Here is a 13,710-nt window from a genome sequence, read left to right on the forward strand (position 1 = left end):
AAACAAACCCCTTTCGACTACCCGGAGCACTCAATGACGATTCAGCCCACCCGTGAAGACAAGTTCTCGTTCGGTCTTTGGACCGTCGGTTGGGAGGCGCAGGACCAGTTCGGTTCGGCCACCCGCCCTCCCCTGGACACCGTGGAAGCCGTCAACCGACTCAGCGACCTTGGCGCCTACGGCATCACTTTCCACGACAACGACCTGTTCCCCTTCGGCTGCTCGGCTGCCGATCGCCAACGCGAAATCGACCGCTTGCAGGGTGCGCTCAAAGCCACGGGGATGATCGTTCCCATGGTCACCACCAACCTGTTCAGCCACCCCGTCTTCAAGGACGGCGGTTTCACGAGCAACGATCGCGGCGTCCGCCGCTTTGCCCTGCGCAAGGTGCTGGACAACATCGATCTCGCCGCAGAACTCGGCGCCGAAACGTTCGTCATGTGGGGCGGCCGTGAAGGCAGCGAATACGACGCCGCCAAGGACATCCGTGGCGCGCTCGAGCGTTACCGCGAGGCCGTGAACCTGTTGGGCGACTACGTCACGGACAAGGGGTACAACATCCGCTTCGCGATTGAACCGAAGCCGAACGAACCCCGCGGCGACATCCTGCTCCCCACCCTGGGCCACGCCCTAGCCTTCATCGAAACCCTGGAACGCCCGGAGCTCGTGGGCATCAACCCCGAGACCGGCCACGAGCAGATGGCGGGCCTGAACTTCACGCACGGCATCGCCCAGGCCCTGTACCAGGGCAAGCTCTTCCACATCGACCTCAACGGCCAGCGCAGCATCAAGTTCGACCAGGACCTGGTGTTCGGCCACGGTGACCTGCAGAACGCTTTCTCCTTGGTGGACTTGCTCGAAAACGGCGGTCCCGACGGCGGCCCCGCCTACAACGGTCCGCGCCACTTCGACTACAAGCCCAGCCGCACCGAGGACATCGACGGCGTGTGGGACTCTGCGGCCGCGAACATGCAGACCTACCTGCTGCTCAAGGAGCGCGCCAAGGCATTCCGCGCCGACCCCGAGGTCCAGGAGGCCCTCCAGGCGTCCCGCGTGGCAGAAATCAACGAACCTACCCTGAACCCGGGCGAAGGTTACGAGCAGTTGCGTGCGGACAAGTCCGCTTACGAGGACTTCGACGCCGATGCCTACTTCGGCGGCAAGGGCTTTGGGTTCGTGAAGCTCCAGCAGCTCTTCATCGAGCACCTCCTCGGAGCGCGCTGACCTCATGACACTGGTTGCCGGGGTTGATTCCTCTACCCAAAGCTGCAAAGTGGTGGTCTTGGACGCGGAAAGCGGTGCGCTCGTGCGTGCGGGCCGCGCGAGCCACCCGGAGGGAACGGAAGTCCATCCGGACGAGTGGTGGCGGGCGCTGTCCGAAGCGTTCGGCGACGCCGGCGGCCTGGCCGATGTCAGCGCACTGTCCGTAGGGGGCCAGCAGCACGGGATGGTGCTGCTGGACCTCGAGGGCAATGTGGTGCGGCCGGCGCTGCTGTGGAATGACACTCGCTCGGCCGGCTCGGCGGAAGATCTCACCGCCGAAGTGGGGGCGGAGGACTTCGCCCGGCGGACCGGCCTGGTTCCGGTGGCTTCGTTCACGATCACGAAAATCCGCTGGATTAGGGACCACGAACCCGAAAGCATGGCTCGGGTGGCCGCCGTCGCGCTCCCCCACGACTGGCTCACGTGGCGTCTCCGCGGTTACGGTCCGGCGGGCTCCAGCCCGCTGGGGCCGGACCTGGACGAACTCACCACTGACCGTTCGGACGCCAGCGGCACCGGCTATTGGAGCCCGCTGACCGGACGCTACGATCTGGATTTGTTCAAACTGGCGTTCGGCCAGGACGCCCGGGAAGCCTCGGGCGGGACGACGACGGCGGCGCCCGGCGTCGTCGTTCTTCCCCGGGTGCTAGGTCCGGGCGAAACCGCGGGCCGCGTGCACCCGGCGTGTTTCGGGGGCCGTGGCGCAAGCGAAGCGTTGGGCGGCGGGATCCTGCTCGGCGTCGGGGCGGGGGACAATGCCGCCGCCGCGCTTGGGCTCGGAGCCAAACCCGGCGACGTCGTCGTGTCCGTGGGCACCAGCGGCACCGTGTTCGCCGTCGACTCTTCACCCGGACATGATGCGAGCGGGACCGTGGCGGGCTTCGCCGATGCGAGCGGCGAGTATTTGCCCATCGCAGTGACCTTGAACGCCGCCCGCGTGCTCAGCTCGGTAGCCGCAGTGCTCGGCGTCGACTTCGACGGGCTGTCCAGGCTCGCCCTTGAAGCTGAGCCTGGCTCGGGAGGCGTGGTGCTGGTGCCGTATTTCGAAGGGGAACGGACTCCCAATCTGCCTCACGCGAAGGCCAGCTTCCACGGCCTCAGCATCGCCTCCACCACCCGGCCGAATATCGCCCGGGCCGCCATCGAAGGCATGCTGTGTGGACTCGCCGGAGGCCTGGACGCGCTGCGTGACCAGGGTGTCCGTGCGGAACGGTTGCAGTTGATCGGGGGCGCGGTAAAGAATCCTGCCGTGCAACGGATAGCGGCTCAGGTATTCGACCTGCCTGTCGTGATTCCGAGCCCGGGCGAATACGTTGCCCGCGGTTCAGCCGTGCAGGCGGCGTGGGCGCTCGCAGGCTACCGCCCGGATTGGCCCGTGGCCCTCGACGCCACACCCGAGCCGGATTTCCGGGATTCGATCGGGCAGAACTACAGGAAGGTCAGTGCCCGCGTTGACGCCGCCAACTGAATCGCTGCTCGTCAGGACACCGCTTCTTGATTCCCTGAACCAGGATCCGGTGCCCGCATCGGGCAGTCCCGTCCGGTGGGGAGTCATTTCCGCCGGACGGATCGCCTCCACGGTCGTCAGCGATCTCGCGCTCCTTCCCGACGCCGTTTTGCAGTCCGTCAGTTCCCGGACCCAGGAAAACGCGGACGCGTTTGCTTCCGAGCACGGCTTCCAGAGCGCCTACGGCGACGACGGCGGGCTTCCGGGGTACCAGCGGCTCCTCCAGGATCCCGCGGTGGACGTCGTGTATGTGGCAACCCCTCACACGAGTCATTTCTCGGCGGCGAAGGCGGCCCTCGAAGCGGGGAAGCACGTGTTGTGCGAGAAGCCGCTGACCATCAACGCCCGTGAAGCAGAGGTCCTGGTTCGGCTGGCCCGGGAGAAAAGCCTGTTCCTGATGGAAGCAGTGTGGACCCGGTTCCTGCCCAGCGTGCAACGGGCGGCGGAAATCATCGCATCCGGCGAACTCGGTGAGATCCGGTGGCTGCAAGCTGACCTCGGGTTTCCGGCGCCGTGCAATCCAGAATCCCGGCTGTGGAGGCGCGACGACGGGGGAGGCGCCCTGATGGACGTTGGTGTCTATCCCCTGACATGGGCGCTGATCAGCCTAGGACGCCCGGAATCGTTGACGGCCACGGCGCATCTGACTGACGGCGGAGTGGATTCCGAGACCGCACTGACACTGTCCTATCCTTCCGGGGCGCAGGTCCAGGCCATGACCTCCTTGACCTCGGCCACCCCCCAAACGGCCACCGTATGCGGCACGAAGGGGATGCTCCGATCCAACGCACCGCTATTCAATCCGACGGAGTTGACCATCACCTCCAGCTCCGGCGAGCAACGGCAGGAGAAATTCACCCCGGTCGGCCATGGCTACACCTACCAGTTGCGCGAAGTGATTCGTTGCCTGCAGCTGGGCCTGCTCGAGTGCCCCACGATGCCGTTGGCGGATACCCTGACCACCATGTCCCTGCTGGATGAAGCACGCAGGCTAGCGGGAATCAGCTACCCGGGGGACCAGGGGCAGGGCAGCACCTCGGCAAGTGACCAGCGCAGCACGGCACGGTCCAAATAGCCAGCAACCTCCGATCCCTGAATGATGATGTAAGTCACGCAGTCAAAACAGGATCCTGGAGGAAACATGCCCGCCACGCCGTCGCCGGGAAGAGTGGGCGATGTCCGCAGGCAGAACCTTGCGCTCGTCCTCGCCGGGATACAGGGGAACAGCGGGGCCACGCGTGCCCAGCTTGCCGCGGAAAGCGGTCTCACGAAAGCATCCGTTTCGAGCATCGTCACCGACTTGCTTGAATCCGGCCTGGTGCGGGAAACAAGTATCACCCGAGACGGCGAACGCGGACGGCCCGGAACCGGTCTCGTCCTCAATCCGGCCCGCGGCGCTTTGGCCGCGGAAATCAATGTGGACTACCTCGCGGTGGGAGTCCTGGACTTCGCAGGGGAACTGGCCTTCCACGAAACGGTCGAAAGGCATAACCGCGGAAGCCTGCCCTCCGACATCCTGCCGCTCCTCGTCGCCATGGCGCAGCGGGCGGCAACACAGGCGGCCGGCGACGGCGTCGAACTTCTTGGTGGGGAATTGACCGTGCCCGGCTTGGTGGATACGGAACGCAACGTGGTGCTGGCCGCGCCGAACCTGGGCTGGGCCGACGTCGGACTCTCCGAAGAGCTGCCCAGGCTCCTGCCCGCAGCCCCCTTCGGAGTGACCCTCTCCAACGAGGCCAATGGCGCCGCGCTCGCGGAACTCTGGTTTGGCCACGGCGACCGCTTCCCTGACTTCCTCTACATTTCCGGCGAAGTGGGCGTCGGTGGAGGGCTGGTCATAGATTCCCGGCTTTTCGCCGGCCCGCACGGCCATGCCGGTGAGATCGGGCATGTGGTGGTGCATCCCGACGGCCCGTTGTGCGCCTGCGGCGGTCACGGTTGCCTTGAGACGTTCGCGGGCCAAGACGCCATATATTCTGCAGCCGGAATACATCAGGATGTGGCTACAAAGCACATGGAATACCTGCTGAGCCGCCTTGCCGACGGAGATTGGAGCGCGGTTTCAGCGGTGGAACAGGCCGGGCACTACCTAGGAATCGCGATAGCCTCGACGGCGCGGGTGGCGAACATTTCCGCCGTCGTGCTCGGCGGTCATTTCGCCGTACTCGAGGAGTGGATCGCTCCTGCGCTGCGCCGGAGCTTGGACCACCACGCACCGGGACTGATCCCGGAAGGAAACCTGGCGTTCTCCGGACTGGGGCAGACGGGGGCCCTCAGGGGCGCCGCAGCAACCGCAGTCCGGAGAATATTGAGCCAGGCCTACGAACTGATTCCCTGAACTTCCGCGAGCGGGGCCGCCAAGGCGGTCAGTTCCACGAGGGCCGGCCGCGCAACCGTGCTTTCGATCGAGACCGCTGAGCCACTGTGGGCAGATGCCAGCACAGATTCCATGACCTCAAGCGCATGGAACGCCAATTGGCCGCCAGCACGTGGTTCGACCCCGGCCGGGGTTGCGGCGAGGTCGGCGATGCCGAAGCCCCTGCCCGAATCGATGTAGCCCGCCGAGATCGGAAGGGTCTGCCAGGAGTCGGCGCCAAGCGTAAAGAGCTGGACGTCGCCGTCGAAGTGGTTCGGATCAGGAACAACAAGAGATCCCGCCGAACCGTGGATCTCGATGTTGGCCGACTTGGTCTTCACCGCGTCGAAGCTCATCACCAGCGTGGACAGGGCGCCGGAGGCGTGGACCAGGACCCCGGTCACGTGCGAATCGATGGTCACCGGAATCACCTCGCCCTCCCGCGGTCCTGAACCAATGGTGCGCGTGTCCCGTGTGTGGCTTGCGGCACCAATGACCGAGACCACCGGGCCCAATAGCGTGACCAGGGCGCTCACGTAGTAGGGACCCATGTCCAGCAGCGGTCCGCCGCCGGGCTGGTAGTAGAAGTCCGGGTTGGGATGCCAGCGCTCGTGTCCCGGTGTCACCATGGTTGCCGTGGCCGAGATCGGCGCACCGATCAGGCCGTCGTCGATCGCTTTGCGGGCAGTCTGGATCCCGGTGCCGAGCACCGTATCCGGCGCGCAGCCGACCACGACGCCGGCCTCCCGCGCCGCGTCGAGCACTTGCCGTGCCTCGGCGGTTGTCGCAGCGAGCGGCTTCTCACCATAGACACTCTTGCCGGCGGCGATGGCCCTCAATGCGATCGGCGCATGCGCGGCCGGAATGGTGAGGTTGAGTACGAGCTCGACGTCGTCCGCCGCCAGGAGCTCGTCGACGGTCACCGCGCGGACGCCGTCGTAAGAATCCGCGACCGCTTGTGCGCGCGCGGGATCGAGGTCCGCGACGGCTACCAGGTCAATGTCGTCCAGCCGGCGGAAGTTCTTGAGGTACTGGGCGATGATGGCGCCACAGCCGATGATGCCTACTCTTAGCGGCTTGCCCACAGCATGCCCCTTTCGATGATGGTGCGGACGTTGCTGTCCTGGAGGATTTCCACGCGGTGTCCCGGGGTGCAGACGAAGATCCGTCCTTCGGCCCACTGCCGGGTCCAGATCGCAGGGGAGGTGACCTCCCGGTTCCATTGGTCCCAGTCGCGGACCTTCTGGGTGGTGGTGGCGAGGACGTCGATGTAGTCGTCAGACAGGACCCAGTACTGCTCGGTGACCAGCTCGAAGTCGCCGATTCCCTGGGTGATGGGGTGGCTCGCGGCAGCCGGGAGCATGTTGACGCTGTACGGCACGTAGTTGTCCGACTGTTCGCCGATGCGTTCGTCGGGATGTTTGCCGGGGTGGCAGGCGAACTGGCCGCCGATCATGTGCAGGTAGTCCGAGTTGTTCCGGTAGGAATCGGCGATGCCGCCGTGCCAGCCGGCAAGTCCCGTGCCGTTTTCGACGGCGGTACGGAGCCCCTCGAATTCGTCCTTCTCGATGGTGGACATGGTCATGCATTGCACGATCAGGTCCACGCCGGCCATATATGCCGAATCGGCATATACCTTGGGGGATTCCTCCACGCGGACGTCGTAGCCGTTCTCCTTGAGGAAGGGGATAAAGAGTTCTGTGGCTTCGAATGGCTGGTGGCCATCCCAGCCGCCACGGACCACCAGGGCGGTCTTCTTGTCAGTCATGGTTTCCTTTGCTGAGAAATACGGCCGGAGAGCCGAAAATGAAATGGTTAGCGGCTTGAGAAGGCCGCGTCGAAAGCGGCGACCGGCGGGGCGATGGCGGCGAGTTCCCGGACCATGGCCAAGGATTGCGGTGCTCCCACGAGTCGGTCCATGCCCGCGTCTTCCCACTCGACGCTGGTTGGCCCCTCGTAGCCGATGGCATTGAGGGTGCGGAAGATCGGCTCCCATTTCACGTCGCCATGGCCTGCGGTGACGAAGTCCCAGCCCCGGCGCGGATCCGCCCATGGCAAGTGGGAGCCGAGCCGGCCGTTGCGTCCGTTGAGCTGGCGGATGGATTCCTTAACGTGCACGTGGAAGATCTTGTCCGCGAAATCCTGGAGGAACATGACGGGGTCCAGGTCCTGCCAGATGAAGTGGGATGGATCGAAGTTCAGCCCGAAGCTCTCGCGATGCCCCACGGCTTCCAGGGCACGTTTCGCGGTCCAGTAGTCGTAGGCGATCTCGGAGGGGTGGACTTCCAGGGCGAAGCGGACCCCGACTTCGTCGAACACGTCGAGGATCGGGTTCCAGCGGTCCGCGAAATCCTGGTAGCCACGCTCGATCATCGCCTCCGAGGCGGGCGGGAACATGGCCACTGCCTTCCAGATGGAGGAGCCCGTGAATCCCGTGACGGTCTTGACGCCGAGGCGTGCCGCGGCCCGTGCCGTGTCCTTCATGGCCTCGGCAGCGCGTTGGCGGACTCCTTCAGGATCGCCATTGCCCCAAACCTGGTCGGAGAGGATGTCCCGGTGGCGCTCATCGATGGGGTCGTCGCACACGGCTTGGCCGGTGAGATGGTTGGCGATCGCAAAGACCTTGAGGCCGTTCTTCTCCAGGATGTCGAGGCGTTCCTGGACATAGCTGTCGTCGATGGAGGCCCGGTGGGGGTCCAGGTGGTCGCCCCAGCAGGCGATTTCGAGCCCGTCGAAGCCCCATTCGCCCGCGAGCCGGGCGACCTCTTCGAAGGGCAGATCGGCCCATTGGCCGGTGAACAGTGTGATGGGTCTTGTCATCGGTGTTCCCTCCTAGACTTTCTGCCAGCGGCTGGACTCTGCGGCGCTGCCTTCCACGGCGGCCAGCACTTTTTGCACCTGCAGGGCATCAGCGAACGACGGCGAGGGCTGCTCGCCTGCGCCGATCGCGCTCACGAGGTCCACCACTTGGTGCGTGAAGCCGTGCTCGTATCCGAGGCCATGCCCGGTGGGCCACCAGTTGCCGACGTAGGGGTGTTCGGGCTCCGTCACGAAGATCCGGCGGAATCCGGCGTCGGGGGATTCCGCGGCGTCGTAGAAGGACAGGACGTTCATCTCTTCGAAGTCGAACGCGAGGGAGGCCTTGGTCCCGTTGACTTCCAGGCGCATGGCGTTCTTGCGTCCCAGCGCGAACCGCGTGGCCTCGAAGACCCCGACGGCGCCCGCGGAAGTAGTGCCGCCGTCGAGCCCGTCGCCAGAAAAGCGGGCGGTGAAAATGGCGGCGTCATCGACCGTGACCGCGCCGCGCGGCGCATCCGCGCCGACGTCGCCATGGCCGCCCAACCCGACGAGGTCACCGGCCAGCGGACGTTCGTGGACGAAGGTTTCCAGGAGTGCGGAAACGCCCGTGATCTGCTGCCCGGTGACCCACTGCGCAGCGTCGATGCTGTGCGCTCCGATGTCGCCCAAGGAGCCCGATCCGGACTTGGACTTGTCCAGCCGCCAGGTCATGGGCGCGTTTTCGTCGCTAAGCCAGTCCTGCAGGTACTGCGCCCGCACGTGCCGGATGTTTCCGAGCCGGCCCTCTTCGACCATCCGCTTGGCCAGCGCCAAAGCAGGGGTGCGGCGGTAGCTGAAGCCGCACATCGAGAACACTCCGCGTTCTGCCGCGGCCTGGGCGGCTTCGGTCATGCGCTCCGCCTCCGCCACAGAATTGGCGAGGGGTTTCTCGCAGAGCACGTGCTTGCCCGCTTCGAGGGCTGCGATCGCGATCTCGGCGTGCGTATTGCCCGGGGTGCAGATGTCGATCAGGTCGATGTCGTCCCGCTCGAGGAGCCGGCGCCAATCAGTCTCCACCGATCCCCAGCCGAGCTTGCCCGCGGCGGCGCGGACGCCGTCGTCGTTCCGGCCGCACAGTGCGGTGAGCTGGGGGTCAAGCGGGAGATCGAAGAACCGCGGCGCTGTCCGCCAAGCGTGGGAGTGGGCGGCGCCCATGAACGCGTAGCCGACCATGCCGACCCGCAAGGGCTTTGCGGTAGTCATTGTGTTTCCTTTCGTGCTTTCAAAGAGCGTTGGCTATTTGCTGAATCCTGCGGTCAACCCGCTGAGCAGCTGGCGGCGAGCCACCACATAGATGACCAGCAGCGGCAAGGTGGCGAGCACCACGGAAGCCAACACGGCGGGGATGTTCACGCTGAATTCGCCCTGGAAGGTCCACAAGGACAGCGGAAGCACGCGGGTGGACGGGCTCTGGGTCAGGATCAGCGGGAACAGGAAGCCGTTCCAGACGCCGAGCGCGTTGTAGATGCCCACGGTCACGACGGCGGGGCGCGTCATGGGCAGCGCGAGCCGCCACATCATGGCCCAGTCCGAGCAACCATCGAGCCGCATGGACTCGAACAACTCGTTGGGTACATCGCGCATGAAGTTGCTCAGGATGAGGACGGAAATGGGAATCGCGAAGGCAATGGAGGGCAAGATCAGCGCCAACAAGGTGTCATAGAGATGCGCTTTGGTGATCATCCAATAGATGGGAATGATCGTGGCGTGCAAGGGAATCGCCAGGCCCAAGAGGAACGTGTTGTTCGTCCACGTCAGGAACCGGCCCTTCCCCCGGACGATCGCGTAGGCGGCCATGAACGAGACCAAGAGTGCAGGTACGACACTGCCCACTGTGACGATCAGGCTGTTGAAGAAGTACATGGCGAAGTCGTTGTCCAGGACCAGCTTGTAGTTGTCCAGGGTCGGCTCGGTGGGCGGCATCATCGGGTTCGAGGTGAAGAACCCGGCCTGGTTCTTCAGGCTGGTCACCACCACGTAGTAGATGGGAACGATGATGATCGCCAGCCAAAGCCAGCCGCCCAGGCCGCCCAGGTAGTTGGGGCGGAGCCGGCCGGGGCCCTTGGAGCCTTTTGCTCGCTCGCCATGTTTGTGGCCTTGCTTGTTGCTTGGCGCGTTGGGCCTTGCCGGCGGTGCGGGAATCTGGGTTGTGGAAGCCATCAGGCACCTTCCAATTGGCTTGCGTTGCGGTTCTTGCCACCGAGTCTTTGCAGGAGCAGGGCCAGTGCAAGGCCGATCACCACGAGGATGACGCCGAGGGCGCTCGCCGCTCCCATGTCGTTGGCCTTGAAGCCGGTCAGGTACATGTGCAGCGGTAGCAGCCGCGTGGAATAGCCGGGGCCTCCGCCGGTGAGGACGAAGACGAGATCGAAGTAGGCCAGTGAGCCGACCACCATAAGGGTCGAGGACGTGATGATGGTGTATTTCAACTGGGGCAAGGTAATGGCGAAGAACTGCTGGACGCGCCCCGCGCCGTCGATTTGGGCCGCTTCATACAGCGACGCCGGGATCTGGCGCACGCCGCCTTGGTAGATGAGTGTGTGGAACGGGACAAACTGCCAGGCGATGACGAAGACGACGACGAACAGCACCAGATCCGAGTTGCCGAGCCAGTCCTGGGCGAGGAATGGAAGGCCCAAGCCCGGACCGAGTCCGAAGTTCGGGTCCAAGAGGGCCTTGTATGCGATCGCGACGGCCGCGGAGGACAGCAGCAGCGGCACGAAGTAGAGGACTGCGAGGGCCGCGCGGTATTTCTGGGACGCGGACGTGAAAACTCCGAGGAGCAAGCTGATGGGGGCTTGGACGATGAACGAGAAGAACATGATCTTGGCCGTGACCCACAGCGCATTGCCGGTGACGGGATCGGTCAGGACCGTGGTCCAGCTCGACAAGCCGTCCAGTTTGATTTCGCCCAGCCCGTCCCATTTGGTGAAGCTGAGGAAGAGCACGCCGAAGAGCGGGATGATGGCGAAGAGGAGGAAGAAGACAAGGGCTGGTGCGGCCAGCCACCCCGACGGGCCCTTTTCAAGGACCCGCCGGGAAGAACCGGTTGAGGTAGACACTGGTTACTTTCCGATCGTGGCGTTCATGGTTGAGACGAACTGATCGGGGCTGATCTTCTTCAGGAAGATCTGGTCCAGGTTCGCCAACATGGCGTCTCCCTGGGCGGGGCTGAGGGCCTGGTCCCAGGAGAGGGTGAAGCTCGGTGCGTTCTTGGCCATGCCGTACACGTAGCTCAGGAAATCCTTGTCCGGTGATGCGGCCAGCTTGCTTTCGATGCCCGTGGTCACGGGAACCGCTCCGGAGTCGATCAAGGACTGGGTGTCGGCGTCGGTGAACATTCCGCTCTTGACGTAGTCGAGCGCCGCCTTCTTCTGGCTGTCAGTGGCCTTGGAAGAGATCGACCAGAAGTTGGAAGGGTTGCCCACGACGTTGGCAGGATCGCCCTTGCCACCGGACACGGTGGGGAAGGTGACGTAGCCCAGCTTGCCGTTCTTGACGAAGTCCGCGGCGTCCTTCTTCATGCTCTGGTAGATCCAGCCACCCTGCAGGATCATGGCGGCCTTGCCGGTGTAAAGGAGGGCCTGGTCCGCGTTGCTGTCGGCGGCAATGGAGGAGAATCCGTTGGCGAATCCGCCGGCGTCCACCAGGTCCTGGATCTTGCTGAGGGCTGCCTTGACGGCGGGGTCGGACCAGGCGCCGGGCTTGTTGGCGGCGATGTTAGCGAAGACCTCGGGTCCGCCGATGCGCTCCACCAGGTATTCGAGCCACATCAGGTCAGGCCACTTGGACTGGCCGCCCAGGGAGAAGGGAGCGATGCCTGCAGCCTTGAACTTCGGCACCAGGGCCATGAGTTCATCCCAGGTCTTGGGGGCCTGGGCGCCGATCTTATCGAAGACTTCCTTGTTGTAGTACAGGACGACGGGCTGCACGTTGTTGTTGGGCAGGGCATACGTCTTGCCGTCGATCACGCCGTTCTTGAGCACGGACGGCAGGTAGCGGCTCTTGACATCCGGGTTTGACGATACGAAGTCCGACAGGTCGGCCACTTGGCCGGCGTCGACATAGGACTTCAGCACGCCACCGCCCCAACCGTAAATGAAGGTGGGTCCTTGGCCGGCGCCGACGGCGGTGCGCACTTTGGTCTTGTACGCGTCGTTCGCGAAGAAGTCGAGCTTGACGGCCTCGTCCGGGTGGGCTTTGTTCCATGCATCGATGGACTTCTGGAGTACGGGCTGGTTACCGCCCGTGAGGCCCCACATGGTGGCCGAATCGGCGTTTCCTGCCGAACTTGCCGGTCCACTTGATCCGCAGGCTGCGAGGGAGATCGATACGGCCGCGGCAGTGACGGCGATCGCTGCCGTGCGCAACGTGAGTTTTACCATTTGCAATTCCATTCGTCCTCCGGGCTCGACGCTGATTGCCCGGCTATTGGTTTCGGGAGTCCGGCCTTCGGGGAGCGAGGCTGCACTGCCGCTGAATATGCTTGATCCGAATCTTCGAAATATTTCGATAATCTTTTCGGTCCGTTAGGCAAATTTAGCTGTGGTCTGGGTCACCGTCAAGGCGATTCGGGCATAAAGTTCAACTCTTTTACGAAATGGCGATTGACTCTGCTTGCCTCGCCGCCCACACTTGTGTCAGCGAAATATTTCGAAAGAGTTGAGGATCCATGGCCAGCAGTGAAAGTTCCGCCAAGGTGACATTGGCCGCCATTGCCCGGGAAGCGGGCGTCTCGATGCCGACCGTCTCGAAGGTGGTCAATGGGCGCGAGGATGTTGCAGCTGACACGCGCGCCAAAGTTCTGACCGCCTTGGAGCGGACGGGATACAAGTCGCCGCTTCAGCGAAAGAACACCGCCGGCCGCCGGCCCGTGGTGGAGGTTGTGTTCGACACCTTGAATTCGGCGTATGGGGTGGAAGTGCTCAACGGCGTGTTGGAGCACGCGGCCGCCTCCGACGTCGAAGTCCTGCTCAACATCACCGGCCAGCAGTCGGCGTCGAAGCTGAGCCTCGAGCAGCGGGCGCAGCGGATCGTCGACGAAGGCCGCAGCGGCATGATCGTGGTGACCTCGGCGTTCAGTTCGGCCCAGCTGGATCCATTTCGACGGCGGCAGATACCCATCGTGGTCATCGACCCGCTCAACCCGCCGCCGGGTGACGTGGTCAGCGTCGGTGCCAGCAACTGGGCCGGGGGCAAGGCCGCCACGGCGCACCTGTTGGATCTAGGGCACCGCCGGATCGCCTACCTGGGTGGCCCGGAAGGCGCCGAGTGCAACCAGGCCCGTCTCCACGGCTACATGGCGGCGCTGATGGCGAATGGTGTGCCCGTCGAGGAGCGTTACATCCTGTCAGGGCCCTTCCGCTCCGAGAACGGGGTGGCGGGAATGAAAACCCTGCTTCAACTCGAAGAGCGCCCAACGGCCATCTTTGCCGCAAGCGACAGCATCGCCCTGGGTGTGCTCGCCGAGGCGCGGCGGCAAAAGATCCGCATCCCGGAGGACATCAGCGTGGTGGGATTCGACGGTACCTACCAAGCAGAGGAATCGGTGCCGCCGCTGACGTCCGTATCCCAGCCGCTGCAGGAGATGGGCCGTGCCGCCCTGCGCTTCGTGCTCCGCCAAATGCGCGGTGACGCATTGGACTCGCGGCGCGTGGAACTCGCCACGCACCTTGTGGTCCGCGAATCCACCGCCCCGCCGGCGTAGGCCTAGTCCGGACCCCCGCTCACTTTTGGGGGTGTTTTC

12 protein-coding genes are annotated in these 13,710 nt (G+C 64.5%); 5 read left to right on the forward strand and 7 right to left on the reverse strand.

Features of this window, described 5'->3' with window-relative positions:
* The first annotated feature begins 33 nt into the window (after window positions 1-33).
* The 4 genes from xylA to AC1DJB_RS13670 all read left to right on the forward strand — a co-directional run bounded on the left by xylA (window position 34) and on the right by AC1DJB_RS13670 (window position 5,108).
* Window positions 34-1,224 (forward strand): xylose isomerase, encoded by a 1,191-nt coding sequence (xylA, locus tag AC1DJB_RS13655; protein ID WP_441433003.1) that lies wholly within the window; start codon window positions 34-36, stop codon window positions 1,222-1,224.
* A gap of 4 nt (window positions 1,225-1,228) precedes the next feature.
* Complete coding sequence (xylB, locus tag AC1DJB_RS13660) at window positions 1,229-2,731, forward strand: xylulokinase (protein ID WP_441433004.1); 1,503 nt, start codon at window positions 1,229-1,231, stop codon at window positions 2,729-2,731.
* Window positions 2,706-3,845, forward strand: coding sequence for a Gfo/Idh/MocA family protein (locus tag AC1DJB_RS13665; RefSeq protein ID WP_441433005.1), 1,140 nt, complete (start codon window positions 2,706-2,708; stop codon window positions 3,843-3,845). The genes xylB and AC1DJB_RS13665 overlap by 26 nt, the downstream gene beginning before the upstream one ends.
* Before the next feature lie 66 nt (window positions 3,846-3,911).
* Complete coding sequence (locus AC1DJB_RS13670; protein ID WP_059388774.1) at window positions 3,912-5,108, forward strand: ROK family transcriptional regulator; 1,197 nt, start codon at window positions 3,912-3,914, stop codon at window positions 5,106-5,108.
* Here AC1DJB_RS13670 and AC1DJB_RS13675 read toward each other — a convergent pair.
* From AC1DJB_RS13675 to AC1DJB_RS13705, 7 genes are read right to left on the reverse strand one after another with little or no spacing between them, the layout of a single operon-like run.
* The gene (locus AC1DJB_RS13675) at window positions 5,090-6,211 is read right to left on the reverse strand and encodes a Gfo/Idh/MocA family protein (RefSeq protein WP_306964523.1); all 1,122 of its coding nucleotides are present in this window, start codon (window positions 6,209-6,211) and stop codon (window positions 5,090-5,092) included. The two genes, AC1DJB_RS13670 and AC1DJB_RS13675, sit on opposite strands and share 19 nt — an antisense overlap.
* Window positions 6,196-6,894 carry a ThuA domain-containing protein gene (locus AC1DJB_RS13680; RefSeq protein WP_441433006.1) on the reverse strand — a complete coding sequence of 233 codons (699 nt, stop codon included), beginning with the start codon at window positions 6,892-6,894 and terminating at the stop codon, window positions 6,196-6,198. Before AC1DJB_RS13680 ends, AC1DJB_RS13675 begins: the two co-directional genes overlap by 16 nt.
* A 47-nt stretch (window positions 6,895-6,941) precedes the next feature.
* Window positions 6,942-7,946, reverse strand: a complete 1,005-nt coding sequence (locus tag AC1DJB_RS13685) for a sugar phosphate isomerase/epimerase family protein (protein ID WP_441437703.1) — start codon at window positions 7,944-7,946, stop codon at window positions 6,942-6,944.
* Between the two features lie 12 nt (window positions 7,947-7,958).
* A complete protein-coding gene (locus AC1DJB_RS13690) occupies window positions 7,959-9,167 on the reverse strand; it encodes a Gfo/Idh/MocA family protein (RefSeq protein WP_441433008.1) in 1,209 nt (402 codons plus the stop codon).
* Window positions 9,168-9,200: 33 nt separating this feature from the next.
* Window positions 9,201-10,124 carry a carbohydrate ABC transporter permease gene (locus AC1DJB_RS13695; RefSeq protein ID WP_441433009.1) on the reverse strand — a complete coding sequence of 308 codons (924 nt, stop codon included), beginning with the start codon at window positions 10,122-10,124 and terminating at the stop codon, window positions 9,201-9,203.
* Entirely contained in the window at window positions 10,124-11,026 is a 903-nt protein-coding gene (locus AC1DJB_RS13700) for a carbohydrate ABC transporter permease (RefSeq protein ID WP_059388769.1), read from the reverse strand. Before AC1DJB_RS13700 ends, AC1DJB_RS13695 begins: the two co-directional genes overlap by 1 nt.
* Window positions 11,027-11,029: 3 nt before the next feature.
* Complete coding sequence (locus tag AC1DJB_RS13705; RefSeq protein ID WP_059388771.1) at window positions 11,030-12,349, reverse strand: extracellular solute-binding protein; 1,320 nt, start codon at window positions 12,347-12,349, stop codon at window positions 11,030-11,032.
* Window positions 12,350-12,636: 287 nt separating this feature from the next.
* On the opposite strand from AC1DJB_RS13705, the gene AC1DJB_RS13710 reads away from it, so the two are divergent.
* A complete protein-coding gene (locus tag AC1DJB_RS13710; protein WP_284988916.1) occupies window positions 12,637-13,671 on the forward strand; it encodes a LacI family DNA-binding transcriptional regulator in 1,035 nt (344 codons plus the stop codon).
* Window positions 13,672-13,710 lie beyond the last annotated feature (39 nt).

Source organism: Arthrobacter sp. 01T428 (assembly GCF_056398685.1).

Coding starts and splice junctions, on each gene's coding strand:
- AC1DJB_RS13680 (WP_441433006.1), bottom strand. CDS start 6,894: ATGACTGACAAGAAGACCGCCCTGGTGGTCCGTGGCGGCTGGGATGGC.
- AC1DJB_RS13705 (WP_059388771.1), bottom strand. CDS start 12,349: ATGGTAAAACTCACGTTGCGCACGGCAGCGATCGCCGTCACTGCCGCG.
- AC1DJB_RS13690 (WP_441433008.1), bottom strand. CDS start 9,167: ATGACTACCGCAAAGCCCTTGCGGGTCGGCATGGTCGGCTACGCGTTC.
- xylB (WP_441433004.1), top strand. CDS start 1,229: ATGACACTGGTTGCCGGGGTTGATTCCTCTACCCAAAGCTGCAAAGTG.
- AC1DJB_RS13670 (WP_059388774.1), top strand. CDS start 3,912: ATGCCCGCCACGCCGTCGCCGGGAAGAGTGGGCGATGTCCGCAGGCAG.
- AC1DJB_RS13685 (WP_441437703.1), bottom strand. CDS start 7,946: ATGACAAGACCCATCACACTGTTCACCGGCCAATGGGCCGATCTGCCC.
- AC1DJB_RS13710 (WP_284988916.1), top strand. CDS start 12,637: ATGGCCAGCAGTGAAAGTTCCGCCAAGGTGACATTGGCCGCCATTGCC.
- xylA (WP_441433003.1), top strand. CDS start 34: ATGACGATTCAGCCCACCCGTGAAGACAAGTTCTCGTTCGGTCTTTGG.
- AC1DJB_RS13695 (WP_441433009.1), bottom strand. CDS start 10,124: ATGGCTTCCACAACCCAGATTCCCGCACCGCCGGCAAGGCCCAACGCG.